General features: G+C 73.0%; 13 protein-coding genes. 10 read left to right on the top strand and 3 right to left on the bottom strand.

Annotated features, from left to right (window positions below):
* Positions 1–22 precede the first annotated feature (22 nt).
* Both ACFCY1_RS08560 and ACFCY1_RS08555 read left to right on the top strand, forming a co-directional pair.
* On the top strand, positions 23–304 hold the full coding sequence (locus tag ACFCY1_RS08560) for a YggT family protein (protein WP_030060143.1): 282 nt from the start codon (positions 23–25) through the stop codon (positions 302–304).
* A 59-nt stretch (positions 305–363) separates the two neighbouring features.
* Complete coding sequence (locus ACFCY1_RS08555; RefSeq protein ID WP_117487433.1) at positions 364–1,716, top strand: DivIVA domain-containing protein; 1,353 nt, start codon at positions 364–366, stop codon at positions 1,714–1,716.
* A gap of 218 nt (positions 1,717–1,934) precedes the next feature.
* On the opposite strand, the gene ileS is transcribed toward ACFCY1_RS08555, so the two are convergent.
* A complete protein-coding gene (gene ileS / locus ACFCY1_RS08550) occupies positions 1,935–5,066 on the bottom strand; it encodes an isoleucine--tRNA ligase (RefSeq protein WP_375874000.1) in 3,132 nt (1,043 codons plus the stop codon).
* 698 nt (positions 5,067–5,764) lie between these two features.
* Between ileS and ACFCY1_RS08545 the strand changes: the two genes are divergently transcribed.
* The 4 genes from ACFCY1_RS08545 (at position 5,765) to ACFCY1_RS08530 (ending at position 8,528) form a co-directional block, all read left to right on the top strand.
* Positions 5,765–6,229, top strand: coding sequence for a TraR/DksA family transcriptional regulator (locus ACFCY1_RS08545; protein WP_234348203.1), 465 nt, complete (start codon positions 5,765–5,767; stop codon positions 6,227–6,229).
* Positions 6,230–6,470: 241 nt separating this feature from the next.
* The gene (gene lspA, locus ACFCY1_RS08540) at positions 6,471–7,055 is read left to right on the top strand and encodes a signal peptidase II (RefSeq protein WP_375873999.1); all 585 of its coding nucleotides are present in this window, start codon (positions 6,471–6,473) and stop codon (positions 7,053–7,055) included.
* 53 nt (positions 7,056–7,108) lie between these two features.
* Complete coding sequence (locus ACFCY1_RS08535) at positions 7,109–8,047, top strand: RluA family pseudouridine synthase (RefSeq protein WP_049649532.1); 939 nt, start codon at positions 7,109–7,111, stop codon at positions 8,045–8,047.
* Position 8,048: 1 nt separating this feature from the next.
* On the top strand, positions 8,049–8,528 hold the full coding sequence (locus ACFCY1_RS08530; protein WP_375873998.1) for a GNAT family N-acetyltransferase: 480 nt from the start codon (positions 8,049–8,051) through the stop codon (positions 8,526–8,528).
* A gap of 91 nt (positions 8,529–8,619) precedes the next feature.
* Here ACFCY1_RS08530 and ACFCY1_RS08525 read toward each other — a convergent pair whose 3' ends face one another.
* Positions 8,620–9,639, bottom strand: coding sequence for a mechanosensitive ion channel family protein (locus ACFCY1_RS08525; protein ID WP_375873997.1), 1,020 nt, complete (start codon positions 9,637–9,639; stop codon positions 8,620–8,622).
* 133 nt (positions 9,640–9,772) lie between these two features.
* Between ACFCY1_RS08525 and ACFCY1_RS08520 the strand changes: the two genes are divergently transcribed.
* The 3 genes from ACFCY1_RS08520 to ACFCY1_RS08510 all read left to right on the top strand — a co-directional run bounded on the left by ACFCY1_RS08520 (position 9,773) and on the right by ACFCY1_RS08510 (position 14,136).
* A complete protein-coding gene (locus ACFCY1_RS08520) occupies positions 9,773–12,547 on the top strand; it encodes an alpha/beta fold hydrolase (RefSeq protein WP_074000918.1) in 2,775 nt (924 codons plus the stop codon).
* A 47-nt stretch (positions 12,548–12,594) separates the two neighbouring features.
* Entirely contained in the window at positions 12,595–13,434 is an 840-nt protein-coding gene (locus ACFCY1_RS08515; RefSeq protein WP_049649556.1) for an ABC transporter permease, read from the top strand.
* A gap of 123 nt (positions 13,435–13,557) precedes the next feature.
* Entirely contained in the window at positions 13,558–14,136 is a 579-nt protein-coding gene (locus ACFCY1_RS08510) for a dienelactone hydrolase family protein (RefSeq protein ID WP_375873996.1), read from the top strand.
* Between the two features lie 82 nt (positions 14,137–14,218).
* On the opposite strand, the gene ACFCY1_RS08505 is transcribed toward ACFCY1_RS08510, so the two are convergent.
* Complete coding sequence (locus ACFCY1_RS08505) at positions 14,219–14,998, bottom strand: VOC family protein (RefSeq protein ID WP_375873995.1); 780 nt, start codon at positions 14,996–14,998, stop codon at positions 14,219–14,221.
* Positions 14,999–15,970: 972 nt separating this feature from the next.
* On the opposite strand from ACFCY1_RS08505, the gene ACFCY1_RS08500 reads away from it, so the two are divergent.
* Positions 15,971–16,480: an amidohydrolase family protein gene (locus ACFCY1_RS08500; RefSeq protein ID WP_375874015.1), complete on the top strand. Its 510-nt coding sequence runs from the start codon at positions 15,971–15,973 to the stop codon at positions 16,478–16,480.
* Positions 16,481–16,629: the final 149 nt, after the last annotated feature.

The following is a 16,629-nucleotide window of genomic DNA, read 5'->3' as shown; positions in this document are numbered from 1 at the left end:
GGACCGGGGAGAGGGAAACGCGATGGACATCGTGTGGGCGGTGCTCTACTACGCCCTGACCGTCTTCCTGGTGTTCCTGCTCGTACGACTGGTCATGGACTGGGTCTTCCAGTTCGCGCGTTCGTGGCGGCCCGGCAAGGCCATGGTCCTGGTCCTGGAGGCCACGTACACTGTCACGGATCCGCCGCTCAAGCTTCTTCGGCGGCTCATTCCGCCGTTGCGTTTCGGGGGCGTGGCGCTCGACCTGTCCTTCTTCGTACTGATGATCATTGTGTATGTCCTGATCTCGCTTGTGCACCCCTAGTCGTAGGTGAGCGATGCGACAGGATGCCGGTGTGCCGACGATCACGTTGAGGTGAAGAGATGCCATTGACCCCCGAGGACGTTCGGAACAAGCAGTTCACGACCGTCCGCCTGCGTGAAGGCTATGACGAGGACGAGGTCGATGCCTTCCTCGACGAGGTCGAGGCGGAGCTGACCCGCCTCCTCCGGGAGAACGAGGACCTGCGCGCCAAGCTGGCCGCGGCGACTCGTGCCGCCGCGCAGAACCAGGCCAACCTGCGCAAGGAGCCGCAGCAGGACGCGCCCCGACAGGGCGGCGCTCCGGTGCCGGCCGCCATATCCGGTCCGCCGGTCCCCGGCCAGCAGGGTCCGGGCGGCCCGCAGCAGATGGGCCCCGGTGGTCCGCAGCAGATGGGTCCGGGTGGTCCGCAGCAGATGGGCCCCGGCGGCCCGCAGCAGCAGATGGGCAACCAGCCCCTCGGCCTGCCCGCCGGATCCGCCCCGCAGCTTCCCGCTGCCGGCGGCCCGCAGCAGCAGCAGATGAACCAGACCATGGGCGGCCAGCAGCAGCTGGTCCAGCCGATGGGCGGTCAGATGCTCCAGCCCATGGGCGGTCCCGGTGGCCCGCAGCAGATGGGCAACCCGATGGGCCAGGGCATGGGCCAGCAGCAGATGCAGCCGATGGGCGGCCCCATGGGCGGCCCGCAGCAGCAGCAGATGCAGCCGATGGGCGCCCCGATGCAGCAGCAGGGCCCCGGTGGCGACAGCGCGGCCCGCGTGCTGGCGCTCGCTCAGCAGACCGCCGACCAGGCGATCTCCGAGGCCCGCTCCGAGGCCAACAAGATCGTCGGCGAGGCGCGCAGCCGGGCCGAGGGCCTGGAGCGCGACGCCCGTGCGAAGGCCGACGCGCTGGAGCGGGACGCGCAGGAGAAGCACCGCGTCGCGATGGGCTCGCTGGAGTCGGCGCGGGCCACGCTGGAGCGCAAGGTCGAGGACCTGCGGGCGTTCGAGCGTGAGTACCGCACCCGTCTGAAGTCGTACCTGGAGACCCAGCTGCGTCAGCTGGAGTCGCAGGCCGACGACTCGCTCGCCCCGCCGCGGATCCCCGCCACCGCGTCGCTGCCGCCGGCGGCCTCGTCGATGGCTCCGGCCGGTGCCGGCGCGATGAGCGGCGGTGCGCCGAGCTTCGGTGGCGGCCAGCCGTCCTTCGGGGGCAACTCGCCGTCCTTCGGCGGGAACAGCTCCTTCGGTGGCAACTCCTCGGCGCCGAGCTTCGGCGGCCAGTCGACCGGTGGCAACAGCGGTGCTCCGCAGATGCAGCCGGCCGGGATGACCCAGCCGATGGCGGCCGTCCGTCCGCAGCCGCCGCAGCCGATGCAGCAGGCTCCGGCGCCGATGCGGGGCTTCCTGATCGACGAGGACGGCGACAACTGAGGTTGTAGCAGCGCCTTCCGAGAGCGCCCCCTTTCCGACCCACGGGTCGGGGAGGGGGCGCTCTTCTGCGTGGGGGGCGTGCGGGGAGGGGAAGCGCTGCGGCCGGGGGCGTGGGGATCCGGGCGGGGGCGTGCGGGAGCCGGGGTGGCTGCGGGGCTTGGGCGGGTACGGCGAAGCCGCCGTCACCCCGGGGTGACGGCGGCTTCGTTGTCGGGCGGTCAGGCCTTGCGGAGCTGGAAGGCCAGGCCGAGCGACTCGTCGGCGAAGGTCTCGGACTCCCAGTCGGCGGCACCGGCGGCGAAGTCGGTGGCGAGGACCTCCTCGGCGACGAGGGGACCGTGCTCGGCGATCGCCTCGGCGGTCTCCTCCGAGGCGGCGCGCCAGCGCAGGACGATGCGGTCGGCGACGTCCAGGCCGGAGTTCTTCCGGGCCTCCTGGATCTGGCGGATGGCGTCGCGGGCGATGCCGAGCCGCTTGAGCTCCGGGGTGATGGCCAGGTCGAGGGCGACGGTGGCGCCGGACTCGTTGGCGACGGCCCAGCCCTCGCGCGGGGTCTCGGTGATGATCACCTCGTCCGGGGAGAGGGCGACCGTCTCGCCGTCCAGCTCGACCGAGGTCTCGCCGGTGGCGCGCAGCTCGGCGGCCAGGCGGGCGGCGTCGGTGGCGGCGACCGCCTTGGCGACGTCCTGCACGCCCTTGCCGAAGCGCTTGCCCAGCGCGCGGAAGTTGGCCTTGGCGCTGGTGTCGACCAGCGAGCCGCCGACCTCCGCCAGCGACTCCAGGGTGGAGACGTTGAGCTCCTCGGCGATCTGCGCGCGCAGGTCGGCCGGCAGCTCCTCCCAGCCCTGGGCGGCGACCAGCGCGCGGGACAGCGGCTGACGGGTCTTCACGCCGGACTCGGCGCGGGTGGCCCGGCCCAGCTCGACCAGGCGGCGGACCAGCGCCATGTGCCGGGAGAGCTCGGTGTCGATCAGCGACTCGTCGGCCTCCGGCCAGGTGGCCAGGTGCACCGAGGCCGGGGCCTCCGGGGCGACCGGGACGACCAGGTCCTGCCAGACCCGCTCGGTGATGAACGGGGTGAGCGGGGCCATCAGGCGGGTGACCGTCTCCAGCGCCTCGTGCAGCGTGGCGAGCGCGGCGGCGTCGCCCTGCCAGAAGCGGCGGCGGCCGCGGCGGACGTACCAGTTGGACAGGTCGTCGACGAAGCCGGACAGCAGCTTGCCGGCGCGCTGGGTGTCGTACGCCTCGTAGGCCGCGTCGACCTCGCGGACCAGGGTGTTCAGCTCGGAGAGCACCCAGCGGTCCAGCTGCGGGCGGTCGGCCGGGGCCGGGTCGCTCGCCGAGGGCGCCCAGTTCGAGGTGCGGGCGTACAGGGCCTGGAAGGCGACGGTGTTCCAGTAGGTGAGGAGGGTCTTGCGGACCACCTCCTGGATGGTGCCGTGGCCGACCCGGCGGGCCGACCAGGGCGAGCCGCCGGCCGCCATGAACCAGCGGACGGCGTCGGCGCCGTGCTGGTCCATCAGCGGGATCGGCTGGAGGATGTTGCCCAGGTGCTTGGACATCTTGCGGCCGTCCTCGGCCAGGATGTGGCCCAGGCAGACGACGTTCTCGTAGCTGTTCTTGTCGAACACCAGGGTGCCGATCGCCATCAGCGTGTAGAACCAGCCGCGGGTCTGGTCGATCGCCTCGGAGATGAACTGCGCCGGGTAGCGCTTCTCGAACAGCTCCTTGTTCTCGTACGGGTAGCCGTACTGGGCGAAGGGCATCGAGCCCGAGTCGTACCAGGCGTCGATGACCTCGGGCACGCGGGTGGCGGTGCCGCCGCAGTCGCGGCAGTCGAAGGTCACCGCGTCGATGTACGGGCGGTGCGGGTCGAGGCCGCTCTGGTCGGTGCCGGTGAGCTCGGACAGCTCGGCCAGCGAGCCGACGCAGGTGAGGTGGCCCTCCTCGCAGCGCCAGATCGGCAGCGGGGTGCCCCAGTAGCGGTTGCGGCTGAGCGCCCAGTCGATGTTGTTGTTCAGCCAGTCGCCGAAGCGGCCGTGCTTGACCGTGTCCGGGAACCAGTTGGTGGCCTCGTTCTCACGGATCATCGCGTCCTTGACGGCGGTGGTCCGGATGTACCAGGACGGCTGCGCGTAGTAGAGCAGCGCGGTGTGGCAGCGCCAGCAGTGCGGGTAGCTGTGCTCGTACGGCAGGTGGCGGAAGAGCAGGCCGCGCTCCTTGAGGTCCGCGACCAGGTCCTCGTCGGCCTTCTTGAAGAACTGGCCGCCGACCAGCGGGACCTCGGGGGCGAAGGTGCCGTCGCCGAGCACCGGGTTGACCACCGGCAGGCCGTACCGGCGGCAGGTCGCGAGGTCGTCCGCGCCGAAGGCGGGGGACTGGTGGACGATGCCGGTGCCGTCCTCGGTGGTGACGTACTCGGCGGTGACGACGTAGTGGGCGTTCTCGATCTCGACCAGGTCGAAGGGGCGGCGGTAGGCCCAGCGCTCCATCTCGGAGCCGGTGAAGGACTCGCCGGTGGTCTCCCAGCCCTCGCCGAGCGCCTTGGCGAGCAGCGGCTCGGCGACGACGAGCCTCTCGTTCCCGTCGGTGGCCACCACGTAGGTGACCTCCGGGTGGACGGCGGCGGCGGTGTTGGAGACCAGGGTCCACGGGGTGGTGGTCCAGACCAGCAGGGCGGCCTGGCCGGCCAGCGGGCCGCTGGTCAGCGGGAAGCGGACGAAGACCGAGGGGTCGACCACGGTCTCGTAGCCCTGGGCCAGCTCGTGGTCCGAGAGGCCGGTGCCGCAGCGCGGGCACCAGGGGGCGACGCGGTGGTCCTGGACCAGCAGGCCCTTGTCGAAGATCTGCCGCAGCGACCACCAGACGGACTGGACGTACGACGGGTCCATCGTCCGGTAGGCCTCGTCGAGGTCGACCCAGTACCCCATGCGGGTGGTCAGCTCGGTGAAGGCGTCGGTGTGGCGGGTGACGGACTCGCGGCACCTGGCGTTGAACTCGGCGATGCCGTACGCCTCGATGTCCTGCTTGCCGGAGAAGCCCAGCTCCTTCTCGACGGCGAGCTCGACCGGCAGGCCGTGGCAGTCCCAGCCGGCCTTGCGGGCGACGTGGTAGCCCTTCATGGTCCGGAAGCGCGGGAAGACGTCCTTGAAGACGCGGGCCTCGATGTGGTGGGCGCCGGGCATGCCGTTGGCGGTCGGCGGGCCCTCGTAGAACACCCACTCGGGGCGGCCCTCGGACTGCTCCAGGCTGCGCTGGAAGATCTTGTTGTCCTGCCAGAACGACAGGATCTGGTGCTCCAGGGCAGGCAGATCCACCTGCGCGGGGACGGGGTTGTAGGTGCTGGCCATCGCGGCGTCTACCTCCGGCGGATGCTGGGACTGGATCCTCCGGAGGGACGAGACGGACCAGGCCGCCCCGCGGTACCACCCTCCTTGGCCGCGGTACTGCTGTTCGCGGCCCTCTTGTTTGGGCTTGCTGCCGGGTCTAGTGGGCCGCTGCGGCATCGCGGCGGCCGTTCTTCCGGCGGCTCCGGGGTGATCTTCCCGCCGTGCACACCCCCGGGCTCGCACCGTCCCCGGGTCGCTGGTGGCTGCGTACGTCGGTACTCGTCCCATCTGCGCCTTGCAGGCCCAGTGTATCGGCCGGGCGAGTCGGTTTGTCCAAAGCGTTTCCCGGCGGGCGGTCCGCGGGCGCGCCGGCGGGCGCCCCGGGAGTGCTCCGGCCATGCTCCGGGAGCGCTTCGGGGGCACTCCGGGGGCGTGCGGCGGCGGAGGTTAGCCGGAGTCGATCTGGGCACAAATCCATGAGCGCACGGGGCGTGACGGTTGGGGCGGCTGCCTGGGTGGGAACGTTATGAGGCGTCGGTATGTCATGTTGTGACCGGTTTTGATCGGGATTATCGTTCCGGCACTGGAAGCCGCCGGGAACCGGCGGCTCGATTCGTTCGTAGATGGGGTCGAAAGCCATGGCTGAGAAGGGAACCGGCGCGGGTACCGCCACCAAGCGGGCACGCAAGGCCGTGGCGGTCGACCCAGGGGAGGGGACCGTGACCACTACCGCACCGAAGAACGGCACCGACACCGTCACCGCGCCGCGCGGCGCCGAGTCCGTGGACCCGGCCACGCTGCCGGTCCGGCCGGGCGAGGACCCGTGGACCACCGAGGAGGTCCACGAGCTGCACGACGAGCTGATCAGCGAGCTGGACCGGCTCCGCAGCGAGATCGACGCCGCCGAGGCGGCCATCTCCGGCCTGATGCGCGACTCCAACGACGGGGCCGGCGACGACCAGGTGGACGCCGGTACGAAGAACATCTCGCGGGAGAGCGAACTGGCGCTGGCCAACAACGCGCGCGACAGCCTGGCGCAGACCGAGCGCGCGCTGGAGCGGCTGGAGGGCGTCGGCTTCGGCACCTGCGAGTCCTGCGGGCAGGCCATCGGCAAGGCCCGGATGCAGGCCTTCCCCCGGGCGACGCTCTGTGTGCAGTGCAAGGCCAAGCAGGAGCGCCGCTGACCAGGGCGGCCGGAGGGACGCGAGGGGTCGGGCTTGCCGTACGCTCGACCCCGTAACGTCGCCTGAAGGATGCCGCCTGACGCGTTCGTGAACGCGGGCAGGCCATCACCGGCCCACCACCCTCCCCCTCCTGCGGACCGGGGGAGCTCCACCGGCAGCGGAGCGGATCATCAGCACGCAAGGTTCCCCCCAGACCCGGGACGACGCCGTCCCGACCCCCGCCGATGCCGTGGAGGTGCCCGTGGCCGAGCCGACCGGGGCGTCCGCGGACACCACGACGGACGGGAAGCCCAAGGGTCCGCGGCGGATCGGCGTGCTGCTGGTCGTCGCGGTGCTCGCCCTCCTGATCGACCTCGGCAGCAAGCTGCTGGTGGTCGCCCGGCTGGAGAACCACGCGGCGATCAAGGTGATCGGGGACGTGCTCACCCTCCAGGTGATCCGGAACTCGGGCGCGGCCTTCGGGATGGGGCAGGCGCTGACCGTCGTCTTCACGGTGATCGCCTCCTCCGTCATCGTGGTGATCTGGCGGATCGCCCGGAAGCTGTACAGCCTGCCCTGGGCGATCGCGCTCGGGCTGCTGCTCGGCGGGGCGCTCGGCAACCTCACCGACCGGCTGTTCCGCGCGCCCGGGGTCTTCCGCGGCCACGTGGTGGACTTCGTCTCCGTCCAGTACTTCGCGGTCTTCAACCTCGCGGACACGGCGATCGTCTGCGGCGGAATCCTGGTGGTCCTGCTCTCCTTCCGGGGCAGCAACCCGGACGGGACCGTCCACCAGGAGGTCGAGAAGGCCGGGAAGGCCGGGAAGCCGGAGCAGGGCGAGAAGTAGCGCCGGACCGCCGGCGGGCGGGGGAGGGCCGCGGTTCCGGCATACTCGTACGGGTGAGTACCGCAGCGCAGATCCGCAGCCTCCCCGTTCCCGACGGCCTGGAGGGCGAGCGCCTCGACGCCGCCCTGGCCCGGATGTTCGGCTTCTCCCGGACCAAGGCCGCCGAGCTGGCCGCCGACGGCAAGGTGATGATCGACGGCGCCGTGGCCGGCAAGTCGGACCGGGTGACCGCCGGCTCCTGGCTGGAGGTCGAGATCCCCGCCCCGGCCGCGCCGGTGCGGATCGTCGCCGAGCCCGTCGAGGGCATGCGCATCGTGCACGACGACGAGGACATCGTCCTGATCGACAAGCCGGTCGGCGTCGCCGCGCACCCCAGCCCGGGCTGGACCGGCCCCACCGTGATCGGCGGACTGGCCGCGGCCGGGTACCGGATCTCCACCTCGGGCGCCGCAGAGCGCCAGGGCATCGTGCACCGGCTGGACGTCGGCACCTCCGGGCTGATGGTCGTCGCCAAGTCCGAGCGCGCGTACACCGACCTCAAGCGGCAGTTCCACGACCGGATCACCGAGAAGCGCTACCACACGCTGGTGCAGGGCCACCCGGACCCGATGAGCGGGACGGTGGACGCGCCGATCGGGCGGCACCCCAGCTCGGACTGGAAGTGGGCCGTCACCCGCGACGGCAAGGCGTCGATCACCCACTACGACCTGATCGAGGCGTACCGGGCCGCGTCGCTGCTGGCGATCAAGCTGGAGACCGGGCGCACCCACCAGATCCGCGTCCACATGTCCGCGCTGCGGCACCCCTGCGTGGGCGACCTCACGTACGGCGCCGACCCCACGCTGGCCAAGCGGCTCGGGCTGACCCGGCAGTGGCTGCACGCGGTGTCGCTCGGCTTCGAGCACCCGGCGGACGGGCAGTGGGTCGAGTTCTCCAGCGAGTACCCGGAGGACCTGAAGAAGGCGCTGGACATCATCGCGGCGGAGAGCTGAGATGACGGCCGCCGAGGTGCCGGCCGTCACCGTCCGGGTCGTCGACGGGGAGACGGACCTGGAGCTGGCGCGGGCCGTCCGGCGCGAGGTCTTCGTCGTCGAGCAGAACGTGCCCGAGGAACTGGAGTACGACGAGTACGACGCGACCTCGGTGCACCTGCTGGCCGTCGGGGCCGACGGGGCCGCGCTGGGGACGGCGCGGCTGATCTTCGGCGAGCAGGCGCGCGGGCTCACCGGGGGCGTCGAGGGGCGCGTGCTGCTCGGGCGGCTCGCGGTCGTCGCGGCGGCCCGGGGGACGGGGCTGGGCGCGGAACTCGTCCGGGCCGTCGAGGCCGCGGGGGCCGCGCGCGGGGGCGTGGAGGTCGAGCTGCACGCGCAGGTGCGGGCGCTCGGGTTCTACGAGCGGCTGGGGTACGTGGCCGAGGGGCCGGTGTACGACGACGCCGGGATACCGCACCGGACGATGACACGGGTGCTGTAGGACCCGCTCTGATCGCGCGGTTCCCCGCGCCCCTGTCCGGGGCGCGGGGAACTCCGCTTTTCGGGGCTTCGCCGGCGGGGCCGGGCGCCGGTCAGGTGTCGGTGGTGCGGAGGCGGGGGAGCGCGTGGGGGTGCTCGTCGCGCAGGTGGGCGATGAGCTGCTCGCGGATGTCGAAGCGGAGCCGGGCGGCGTCGTCGGGGGTGCGGGCGGTCATGGTGGCGCGGACGACGATGGTGCTGGGCGTGGTGTCGGTGACGTCGAGGGCCCACTCGCCGCCGTCCCAGAGCGGGTGCCGGTCGAGGCGGGCGCGCAGGGTGGTGCGCAGCTCGTCCACCCGGGTGGTGTGGTCGAGGTGGAGCAGGACGGCGGCGAGCAGGCCGGGGTCGCGGCGGGTCCAGTTCTCGAAGGGCTTGTTGACGAAGTACGAGACCGGGACGATCAGCCGGCGGTAGTCCCAGAGCCGGACCACCAGGTAGCTGAGGGTGATCTCCTCGACGGTGCCCTGCTGGCCGTCCACCACCACGGTGTCGCCGATCCGGACGGTGTCGCCGAAGGCGATCTGGAGGCCGGCGAAGAAGTTGCCCAGGGTGCTCTGGGCGGCGATGCCGGCCACGATGCCGATGATGCCCGCCGAGGCGAGCAGGCTGGCGCCGATGGTGCGCATGGCGGAGAAGGTCAGCAGCATCACGGCCACCGTGACCACGACGATCAGCGCGTCGGCCGCCCGGCGCAGCATGCTGATCTGGGTGCGCACCCGCTGGACCCGGGCCGGGTCGTCGACGCGGCTCTCGTACCGGCTGAGCAGGGCCTCCAGGACGGCGGCCACCACGCGGACGGTGAGCCAGCCCAGCGAGGCGAGCAGGAACAGCAGGAGCAGGTGCTGGGCGCCGTCGTCGTGCTTCAGGTGGAAGATCCGCTGGAGCGGCTTGGCGGCGAGCAGCAGGGCCGACACGACGGCGAGCTGGAGCGGGATCCGGCATCGGCGCAGGAGCGGCCAGACCGGTGCCGACGGTTGGCGGGCGGCGATCCGCTGGAGGGCCTGGTCGACGATCCAGCCGATCGCCAGGGTGGCGGCGACGGTGGCGAGCAGCGAGAGCAGCGGCCGGAGCATGCGCCGTACGATACCCGGGCACAGTGGGGCGAAGCGGACGTAACGGCGCGGGGCTCGGGTGACACCCCGGGCGGTGCTTCCAGGGGGTGCCTTTATCGGACGCCTACCCGGACGGCGGATACGATCAGCGGCCATGGAGTTCGGTGGGGCATGGCGTCGCTGGCGCGCCCGGGGAACAACGGTCAGACACAGGCTGCTGGCCGGGGCGGTGGCCCTGGCGGCCGTGGCCGCGGCCGGCACCGCGACGGTGGCGTCCGGCGGTGAGCAGGCGGTCCGTCAGGAGGACCGTTTCCTCAGCATGCCGGAGACACCCGGCAGCGCCCAGCAGGTCCAGCTGGACACCTCCTTCTTCACCACCGGCGGCGGTCCGCGCCCGGCGGTGCTGCTCGCCCACGGCTTCGGCGGCTCCAAGGAGGGCGAGCGGCAGCGCGCCGAGCAGCTGGCCCGGCAGGGGTACGCGGTGCTGACCTGGTCGGCGCGCGGCTTCGGGCACTCGGGCGGGAAGATCGGCCTGAACGCGCCCGACCGCGAGGTCGAGGACGTCAAGCACCTGGTGGACTGGCTGGCCCAGCGGCCCGAGGTGCAGCTGGACGGGCCCGGCGACCCGAAGGTCGGCATCACCGGCGCCTCGTACGGCGGGGCGGTCTCGCTGCTGGCCTCCGCGTACGACCACCGGATCGACGCGGTGGCCACCCAGATCACCTGGTGGAACCTGGCCGACGCGCTGTTCCCGCAGGGCGTGCAGGGCTCGGGCGCGGCGGACGGCGTGTTCAAGAAGCTGTGGGCCGGGATCTTCTTCACCACCGGCTCGGCCGGGGACCTCGGGCCCTCCGGAGAGGCGCCGCGGGAGAGCGGCGGCCCCGGGCCGAAGGCGGACGGGCCGGTCGGCTGCGGGCGGTTCCTGGAGTCGCTCTGCCAGATGTACGACCGGGTCGCCACCGCCGGGCACGCCGACCCGGAGGCCGTCGCGCTGCTGGACCGCTCCAGCCCGTCCTCGGTGGCGGCGCAGCTCAAGGCGCCGACGCTGGTGGTGCAGGGGCAGCAGGACTCGCTGTTCCCGCTGGACCAGGGCGACCGGATCGCCAAGGCGGTGGCCGCCAACGGCGCACCGGTGGCGGTCGACTGGTTCGCCGGCGGCCACGACGGCGGGACGGACACCAGCGCCCGGGTCGACGACCGGGTCACCGCCTGGTTCGACCACTACTTGAAGGGCCGCGGCAACGACACCGGCGCCGACTTCCGGGTCACCCGCACCGGCGGGGTCGACTCGACCGGCTTCCAGGCCGTGCTGCGCGGGGCCACCGCCGACCGGTACCCGGGCCTGGGCGGGACCGGCTCGCGGACCGTCGAACTGGCCGGCGGCGAGCAGACCCTCGCCAACCCGCCCGGCGGCGCGCCGCCCGGCATCTCGACGCTGCCCGGCGTCGGCGCGCTCAGCCAGGCCGCCTCGCTGGGCGCCGGGCTCTCCCTGGACTTCCCCGGCCAGAACGCCGCCTTCGACTCGGCGCCGCTGGACTCGCCGCTGCACCTGACCGGGCAGCCGACCGTCCCGGTGCGGGTGACGGCCGACCGGCCGGACGCGGTGCTGTTCGCGAAGCTGTACGACGTCGGACCGGACGGCAAGGCGGTGCTGCCGCAGCAGCTGGCCGCCCCGCTGCGGGTCACCGGCGCGGACGCCGGGCAGACCGTCACGGTGGCGCTGCCGACCGTGGACCACACCTTCCCGGCCGGGCACCGGGTGCGGCTGGTGCTGGCGAGCACCGACCTCGCGTACGCCTCGCCGGTCGAGCCGGCCACCTACCGGGTGGCGCCGGCCGGGGCGCTCACCGTGCCCACCGTCGAGGAGCTGGTCACCGAGGCGGCGCCGCTGCCCGCGCGGACCTGGCTGCTGCCGGTGATCGCCGTCCTGGCGGCCGCGGCCCTGCTGCTGGCACCGCGGCTGCGGCGCCGGCGGGCCGCCGCCGGGCCCGGCTTCGACCCGGAGCTGGCCGCCGTGCCGCTGCTGATCAGCGGGCTGAGCAAGCGCTACAAGGGCGCCCAGGACCGCTACGCCGTACGGGAGCTGGGCTTCCGGGTGGAGCGGGGGCAGGTGCTCGGACTGCTCGGGCCGAACGGCGCGGGCAAGACCACCACGCTGCGGATGCTGATGGGACTGATCCGGCCGGACGCCGGGGAGATCAGGATCTTCGGGCACCTGGTGCGGCCCGGCGCGCCGGTGCTGTCGCGGGTCGGGGCGTTCGTGGAGGGCGCGGGCTTCCTGCCGCACCTCACCGGGCGGGCCAACCTGCGGCTGTACTGGCAGGCGACCGGACGGCCGGAGGCCGACGCGCGCTTCGACGAGGCGCTGGCCATCGCCGGGCTCGGCGAGGCGCTGGACCGCGCGGTGCGGACGTACTCGCAGGGCATGCGGCAGCGGCTGGCGATCGCGCAGGCGATGCTCGGGATGCCGGACCTGCTGATCCTGGACGAGCCGACCAACGGGCTGGACCCGCCGCAGATCCGGGAGATGCGCGAGGTGATGATCCGGTACGCGGCCGGCGGGCGGACCGTGATCGTGTCGAGCCACCTGCTGTCCGAGGTCGAGCAGAGCTGCACGGACCTGGTGGTGATGGACCGCGGGCGGCTGGTCACGGCCGGCCCGGTCGCGGACATCGTGGGCGCCGGCGAGCTGCTGATGATCGGCATCGCCGAGCCGTACGACCCGGCCTCGGTGGCCGACAAGGTGGCCGCGCTGGCCGGGGTCGGCTCGGCGGAGGCCGTCGAGGGCGGACTGCTGGTGCGGCTGGACGGACTGGCGGCCAGCGAGCTGCTGGCCGAACTGGTGCGGCTGGAGGTGCCGGTGGAGAGCGCCGGGCCGCAGCGGCGGCTGGAGGACGCGTTCCTGTCGTTGATCGGAGGTGGAGCGTGAGTGCCGTGACGAAGGACCACACGGAGCCGGAGGGCCGTGCCGGGTCGATGGACCACGCCGAGGGGTACCGGGCGGGCCGGACGCTGCCGCTGCGGGTGGAGGCGGTGCGGCAGCTGCGCCGGCGCCGCACGATGGTGATCGGCGGGGTGCTGGCCGCCATGCCGTTCGTCATCCTGGCCGCGTTCCAGCTCGGCGGCACCCCGGGCCGTCCGGACCGGACCACCTTCATCGAGCTGGCCACCGCCTCGGGGGCCAACTTCGCCGTCACCATGCTGTTCGTCGGCACCGGCTTCATGCTGGTCATCCCGGTCGCGCTGTTCTGCGGGGACACCGTCGCCTCCGAGGCCAGCTGGTCCTCGCTGCGCTACCTGCTGGCCGCGCCGGTGCCCCGGGCCCGGCTGCTGGCCCGCAAGTTCGCCGTCGGGCTGGGGTTCTCGGCGGTGGCGGTGGTGATGCTGCCCGCGATCGGGCTGGTCGTCGGCACCGCGGCGTACGGCTGGGGGGACCTCAAGCTGCCCGCCGGGGTCAGCCTGCCGGCCGGGCAGGCGCTGCCCCGGATCGCCATCGCGGTGGCCTTCGTGTTCCTCAGCGAGATCGTGATCGCGGCGCTGGCGTTCTGGCTCTCCACGGCGACGGACGCGCCGCTGGGCGCCGTCGGCGGCGCGGTGTTCGCCTCGATCATCACCGGGGTGCTGGACGCCGTCACCGCGCTCGGCGACCTGCGGGAGTGGCTGCCGGCGCACTGGCAGTACTCCTGGGCGGACGCCCTGCAGCCGCAGCTGGAGTGGGGCGGCATGGTGCAGGGCGTCTCGCTGTCGCTCTCGTACGCGGTGGTGCTGCTGGCGCTGGCGTTCCGGGGGTTCGCGCGCAAGGACGTGGTGTCGTAGCCGGGCGTGGGGCTGGGGCCGGAGTCGGGGGCGGATGTGGGGCCGGAGGTGGGGGCGCGGCGTTCGGCGGGGGATGCGGGATCATGGGTGGGTAGCTGACCTCCCTGGTGAAGGACCCGAACCGTGGCCCAGATCGTCCTCTTCCACTCCGCCTACGGGCTGCGCCCCGCCGTGCACGCCGCCGCCGAGCGGCTGCGCGCCGCCGGTCACACCGTGCACACGCCGGACCTGTTCGACGGGCGGACCTTCGAGTCCGTCGAGGAGGCGCAGGAGTTCCAGGAGGAGCTCGGCGGCCGCGACGAGCTGCTGCGCCGGGCGGTGACGGCGGCCGCGCCGGTGTCCGAGGGCGGGCTGGTGTACGCCGGCTTCTCGCTCGGCGGCGCGGTGGCGCAGAACCTGGCGCTGGCCGACGACAAGGCGCGCGGGCTGCTGCTCCTGCACGGCACCTCGGACCTGCGGGAGGACGCGGTCACCGAGATCCCGGTGCAGCTGCACATCGCGGAGCCGGACCCGTTCGAGCCGGAGGACTGGCTGAACGCCTGGTACCTGCGGATGCGCCGGGCCGGGGCGGAGGTGGAGGTGCACCGCTACCGGGGCGCCGGGCACCTGTTCACCGACCCGTCGCTGCCGGACTACGACGAGGACGCGGCCGAGCGGGCCTGGGCGGCGTCGCTGGACTTCCTCGCGGAGCTGGACGGCTGACGGCTGACGGCCGACGGAGGGGCGGAGTATGGAACCGCCCGCCCGGACGGGATCCGGGCGGGCGGGGCGGAGGCGGGCGGGGTCAGGCCGGCGTGGGCTTGATCATGGCGAAGGGGGCGCCCTGCGGGTCGGCGACGACGGTCATCCGGCCGGCCATCATGTCGAAGGGCGGGGCGAGGACGGTGCCGTTGCGCTTGACCAGGGCGTCCACGGTGGAGTCGACGTCGTCGACCGCGAAGTAGGTCAGCCAGTGGGCCGGGGTGCCGGGCGGGTCGTTGGCGAGCAGGGTGGCGCCGCCCACCGGCTTGCCGCCGACCTGTAGCACCCAGTACGAGTCCACGCCCGGCATCGGCTCGATCTCGATGCCGAACGCCTCGCCGTAGAAGCCGGTGGCGGCCGGGATGTCGCTGGTGTGCAGTTCGTTCCAGGTCAGCGCGCCGGGCTCGTTGACGACCTGGGCGCCGAAGAACTCGCCCGGCTGCCAGACGCCGAACACCGCGCCCTGCGGGTCGGCGGCGATCAGCATCCGGCCCAGGTCGCCGACGTCCATGACCGGGACGAGCAGGGTGCCGCCGGCGGCGACGATCGCGTCCTGGGTGGCCTGGGCGTCGGTGCTGGCCAGGTAGCTGGTCCAGACGGTGGGCGGCTCCGGCATCCCCTCGGGGGCCGACGCCGGGCCGATGCCGGCCGCGGCCTTGCCGTCGAGCGTGCAGACGGCGTAGCCGCCGAACTCGGCCGGGCCGGCCTGCCCCTGCCAGCCGAGGAGGTCGCGGTAGAAGTCCAGTGCGGCCTGCTGGTCCTTGGCCATCAGGTCGACCCAACACGGGGTGCCGGTCGCGTACGGGGTGGTGACTTCGGGCATGATCGCCCTTTCTGGTGAGGGGTCCCTGCCGGTCACCATCTCCTCGTGCACCGTGGTTCGCCACTCGAGACACCGCCCCGGCCGCCGGCTCGGCCGAGGCCCCGGGCGAGGGCAGGGGTGAGGGCCCGGGCGGCGGCCCGGGCGGGGTCGACCCCGATGGCCGTACCGGTGCGCCCGTTCGAGCGGCGGTCGGGTCGACACCGTGTGCGGCGGCACCGGCCGATGGTTCGAGCACTGACGCTTCTGTGTGGCACCACCAGCCCCTGTGCCGGCGCGTCGGGCGCCGGCCGCTCGCCACCGGAGGCAACCCCTTGAGAAAGAGCCACTGGACCAGTCGACGGTTCACCGCCGCCGTCGTCGGCGCGACCGCGACGGCGGTCGTCCTCTCCCCGGCCGGGGCCGGAGAGGCCTTCGCGGCCCGGGCCTGCTTCGAGCGGTCCGTCGAGCCGTACACCTCGGTGGTCGACAGCCACCTGCACTTCCGGCCCTTCGGCGGACCGGCGATCCCCTTCGAGGAGATGACCGACTACCTGCGCAAGAGCGGGGTCCGCTACGCGAACATGTTCGGCATCGGGCAGGTGCTGCCCGCCGACTCCGACTGCGTGTACTACCTCGACTGTCCCGGCACGCCCGTACGGCCGAGGATGCGCAACGATTTCGCCAACGCCGAGAGCCTGCGCGAGTTCCGGCCGACCGACCCGGACCTCACGCTCTCCATGACGTTCATGGACCTGCACCACCCCGAGACCGTCCCGCCCGGGATCGAGCTGCTGGACCGCGAGTACCCGGGGATGTTCCGCTGGGCCGGCGAGGTCAACGTCGTCAAGCAGGCGCTGTTCCCGAACCTCGCCGAGCCGGCCACCAGCGAGGACATCCCGAACTGGGCGCCGTTCATGAAGGTGTTCCGCGAGCGGGGGGCTCCCCGTCACCTTCCACTCCGACCTCGGCAACGACGTCGAGCCGACGAAGTACCTGCACCTGATGGAGGAGATCCTCGCGCAGTACCCCGACAACAAGATCGTCTGGGCGCACATGGGCCTCTCGAAGGAGCTCTCCCACATGGACCCGGACGAGCACATCCGCATCCTGGAGCGGCTGCTCGACCAGCACCCCAACCTGACCGTGGACCTGAGCTGGCGGGTGCTGGAGGACCAGTACTTCAGCCTGCCCGGCGTACGGCAGAAGTACGCGTCCTTCCTCGACCGCCACCCGACCCGGGCGATCACGGGGACGGACTTCGTGGCGGCGCGGAACAAGGACTACGCGGTGTACGAGCAGGAGTTGGAGGTCACCAGCCGGATCAACCGCGCGCTCGGGGACGAGGCCTTCCGGGACATCGCGCTCGGCCAGAACTACTTCCGGCTGCTGGGCCTGAAGGCCAAGGCGCCCAAGGTCTGCCCGTCCGGCGCCAAGCCGGTCGGCAAGGACGCGACCTACCCGAGCCCGCCCGGGCAGCCCGCCGGCGTGGCCGACGAGGACTGAGCAACTCGCGGACGGCGGTCGGCCGTTGACGTGGCCCCTCGCGCCGGGGGGGGCGGGGGGGCCCGGCGCGTCCGGGCGGGGGGGGTGGGGGGGCGGGCGGTGTTGGGCGCGCAGTGGCGGGGGGGGGTGGTGGTCGGCGTGGGGCTGCT

Origin of the sequence: Kitasatospora sp. NPDC056273 (genome assembly GCF_042268845.1) — a bacterium.
In the GTDB taxonomy this organism is placed as follows: domain Bacteria; phylum Actinomycetota; class Actinomycetes; order Streptomycetales; family Streptomycetaceae; genus Kitasatospora.
Note: the sequence above shows the minus strand (reverse complement) of the source record. Positions and strands in the feature narration are given on the sequence as shown.

Bases quoted from the DNA above. Each gene is read 5' to 3' on its own strand.
- ACFCY1_RS08555 (WP_117487433.1), top strand. From the start codon at position 364: ATGCCATTGACCCCCGAGGACGTTCGGAACAAGCAGTTCACGACCGTC.
- ACFCY1_RS08520 (WP_074000918.1), top strand. From the start codon at position 9,773: ATGGAGTTCGGTGGGGCATGGCGTCGCTGGCGCGCCCGGGGAACAACG.
- ACFCY1_RS08505 (WP_375873995.1), bottom strand. From the start codon at position 14,998: ATGCCCGAAGTCACCACCCCGTACGCGACCGGCACCCCGTGTTGGGTC.
- ACFCY1_RS08530 (WP_375873998.1), top strand. From the start codon at position 8,049: ATGACGGCCGCCGAGGTGCCGGCCGTCACCGTCCGGGTCGTCGACGGG.
- ACFCY1_RS08515 (WP_049649556.1), top strand. From the start codon at position 12,595: ATGGACCACGCCGAGGGGTACCGGGCGGGCCGGACGCTGCCGCTGCGG.
- ACFCY1_RS08525 (WP_375873997.1), bottom strand. From the start codon at position 9,639: ATGCTCCGGCCGCTGCTCTCGCTGCTCGCCACCGTCGCCGCCACCCTG.
- ACFCY1_RS08560 (WP_030060143.1), top strand. From the start codon at position 23: ATGGACATCGTGTGGGCGGTGCTCTACTACGCCCTGACCGTCTTCCTG.
- ileS (WP_375874000.1), bottom strand. From the start codon at position 5,066: ATGGCCAGCACCTACAACCCCGTCCCCGCGCAGGTGGATCTGCCTGCC.